The following is a 3,070-nucleotide window of genomic DNA, read 5'->3' as shown; positions in this document are numbered from 1 at the left end:
TTTCTTTCCTGTTCACAAAATCAATTGCCTCCTGTAGATTTTTGTAAGTAATTACAGGTAAAATTGGTCCAAAAATTTCTTCCTGCATGATCGCGCTGCCCTCAGCTACCGAAGTTAAAAGCGTTGGTGTAATGGTTAAATCTTGCTCATCCGATTTTCCACCAAAGGCCAATACAGCACCATCGCCAAGAGCTTGTTCAATCAATTTATTTAAGCGCAGGAACTGTTTTGTATTGATGATTTTAGCATAATCATTTTTGTTAATTTTCGCTTCGTTAAAGAACATTTTTTGAACCGCGGCCTTATAATACATTTCAAAATCGGCCACCCTATTTTCATTAATTAATACATAATCCGGGGCAATACAGGTTTGTCCGGCATTAACCAATTTGCCCCAGGCAATTTTTTCTGCGGCTTTTTTTAGGTCGCAGGTTTCATCTACAATAGCTGGCGATTTACCACCAAGCTCTAAGGTAACCGAGCTAAGATTTTTTGCCGCAGCTTCCATCACCACCTTACCAATTGCGGTACTTCCGGTAAAAAATATATGGTCAAAAGGAAGTTTTAATAGCGCTGTAGAAACTTCGGCATCACCTTCGAAACAGGCAATTTCTTTTGGATCAAACGTATTGGAGATCAGTTTGCTGATTATACCTGCCGTCGCAGCACTCAATTCAGACGGTTTTAGTATGACGAAATTTCCTGCTGCTATGGCAGAAATCAACGGGCTCATAATCAATTGTAACGGATAGTTCCAAGGGGCAATAATCAGACAAACACCTTTTGGTTCATAGTAAATTTTATTGCTGGCAAAAAGATTGCTCATGGTCCTGCCTGCCGATTTTGGTTTCATCCAGCTACGCAGCTTTTTAATGGCATGATCTATTTCGGCATAAGTAAAAAACAGTTCAGTTACTGCGGTTTCGAAACGGTTTTTGCGCAAGTCACTCTTCAATGCGGCAAATATTTCTTCCTCGGCATTTTCTAATGCCTGTTTAAGCTGCCTTAGTTTTCCAATGCGTGTTTTAGCATCCGTTTTGCGCAACCCGAATTTATGTTGCTGCTGTAAAGCGAAAACTGATTTTATCTGTTTTTCCATAATTACCAAAGGCTCACAATTTTTATTGTATAAGCAATTTAAGAAAATATAAGGTTCGTAAGGTTATATGAAAATTAAGTGATTAATCGAGCTAGCTAGAGTTGTGGGTTAATTTTAGTTAAAATGCACCCATTTCATTAAAAATTCATTCATTTAAAGCATATTGCAGCAAATTTTAATATTCAAGATGAAAAGATTGTTTTTTGTTTTCGCATTCATAATTCCGATGGTTATACATGCCCAAACCCTAAAAACAGATGTATTGGTTATTGGTAGTGGCGATGCCGCCTATTCAGCATCTTTTCAATCGTTCAAATCAGGTGTTAAAACAATTCTGCTTACACAAAAGGAACAGCTTGATCTTAAGAAAATTTCTGATAGCAAGCCCAAAGAAGTAACTCTTTTTTATCAAAGCTTTTTAAAAAGGGAGATTGAAAACGCTAAAAACTTAGATGCACCTAAGCCAGACAAAAAGAAACCACTAAAAGTAACAGTTGATAGCACTCAGCTTTTAAATGTAATCAATGGTATTCCTTACACTGAAATTAAACGCTCAGGCAGTGGCTGGGAAGTGAAACTCACGAAAGACAAAAGCATTAGGGCAAAAGTTCTGGTTATGGCCGATAATCCAGAAAAGTTAATGACTGCATWAAAAATTACGGGCTTAAATCCTGCGACTTCAAATCAATTAAATTATAGCGAGAATTTATATAGAACAACAGTAGCCAGTGTTTTGTCCAAAGGGGCAAATTTTTTATCATTATACAGCCTGCTCATCCCAAGCCAAGAAAACCTTTTATATATTTCTGCCGATCAGTTCGAAATTGGCCCTGCTGCAGGTGCAATCGCAGCCTATGCTGCATTTTTCGATACCAAAACCAGTTTGTCAAATTTAAAAAGGATCCAGGGTGAATTATTAGCCTATAAACATACGTTAATGCCTTTTGAGGATGTAAAATCAATTGATTCTAACTGGCTGGCCATCCAGAAAGTGGGTATAACGGGAATTATCAAAGCAGAAATAAAACAAGACAAAGCCTATTTCAATCCCGAAAAAGATGTTACCCACGATGAAATTAAGCAGCCGATCAAAGATTATTATTACAAGGCCCAGATCTGGTTTGATGATCATCAGCATATCCCCATTAATTTAGAAAACACCATTGCAATGGTTTGTTATGTGGGCAATAAATCAGTTGAGGCAATCAAAACTGAACTGCAAAAAAAGTGGAACAAAAACTACAAGTTTACTTCTAAATACGAACTTAAAAAAGTATTAACCAGACGAGAATTTGCAGTAATCATCAACGAGTACCTAAAGCCTTTCGATGATGTGAATGTAGATAAAACCGGAAGGGTAATCCGTTAACCTCTCCCTATGTAAGTTGGTGCAGCTACTTCTGCATTTCGTATCCCTCTCCTTGAGGAGAGGGAATGAACAGCCTTTGCTATAAAGCACTACCGTTCATAGGGTGAGGTTGTTGTAACATTTCCATTTCCTGTTAAAATTAGCAAGTCCATTCCCTAAATTGCAGCCAAACCTAAAATTCATGAAGAAATATTTACTTTTCCTTTTGCTTTGCACAGGCGAATACGCTTTTGCACAACAATTAGCACCTTTAACTGTCGAAAAGATAATGCGCGATCCAAAGTGGATGGGCGTTGCACCAACCAATTTCCGTTGGACTGCAGATAGCAAAACCCTGTACTTCAACTGGAACCCTGAAAATAAAGCTAAAGAAGAATTATTTAAAGTTTCGGCAGCTGCTACCAAACCCGTTAAAGCGGCAGAAAAGGAAGATGAAAAGCTTTTAAGTTTAAACTATACCTATAACACTGACCGCTCGCTTGGTTTAATCGAAAAAAGTGGCGATATCTATTTACAGAATTTCAAAGGCAATAAAGAAACGCGGCTAACCAGCACGCAAGAGCGAGAAAACAGCCCTGTTTTTTTAACCAATGGAAATATCG

General features: G+C 37.8%; 2 protein-coding genes and 1 pseudogene. 2 read left to right on the top strand and 1 reads right to left on the bottom strand.

Features of this window, described 5'->3' with window-relative positions; all coding sequences use genetic code 11:
* A partial coding sequence (locus tag AC1DND_RS24110; protein WP_477585106.1) for an aldehyde dehydrogenase family protein occupies nt 1-1,099 on the bottom strand: 1,099 nt, incomplete at its 3' end.
* A 187-nt stretch (nt 1,100-1,286) separates the two neighbouring features.
* Here AC1DND_RS24110 and AC1DND_RS24105 point away from each other — a divergent pair.
* Nucleotides 1,287-2,468 (top strand): hypothetical protein, encoded by a 1,182-nt coding sequence (locus AC1DND_RS24105; protein WP_477585105.1) that lies wholly within the window; start codon nt 1,287-1,289, stop codon nt 2,466-2,468.
* A gap of 181 nt (nt 2,469-2,649) precedes the next feature.
* Nucleotides 2,650-3,070: pseudogene (locus tag AC1DND_RS24100) on the top strand (S9 family peptidase); the annotation flags it as partial.

Source organism: Pedobacter sp. 01N416 (genome assembly GCF_056399685.1).
The sequence above is the reverse complement of the archived record's forward strand: the minus strand, read 5'-3'. Positions and strand labels throughout refer to the sequence as shown.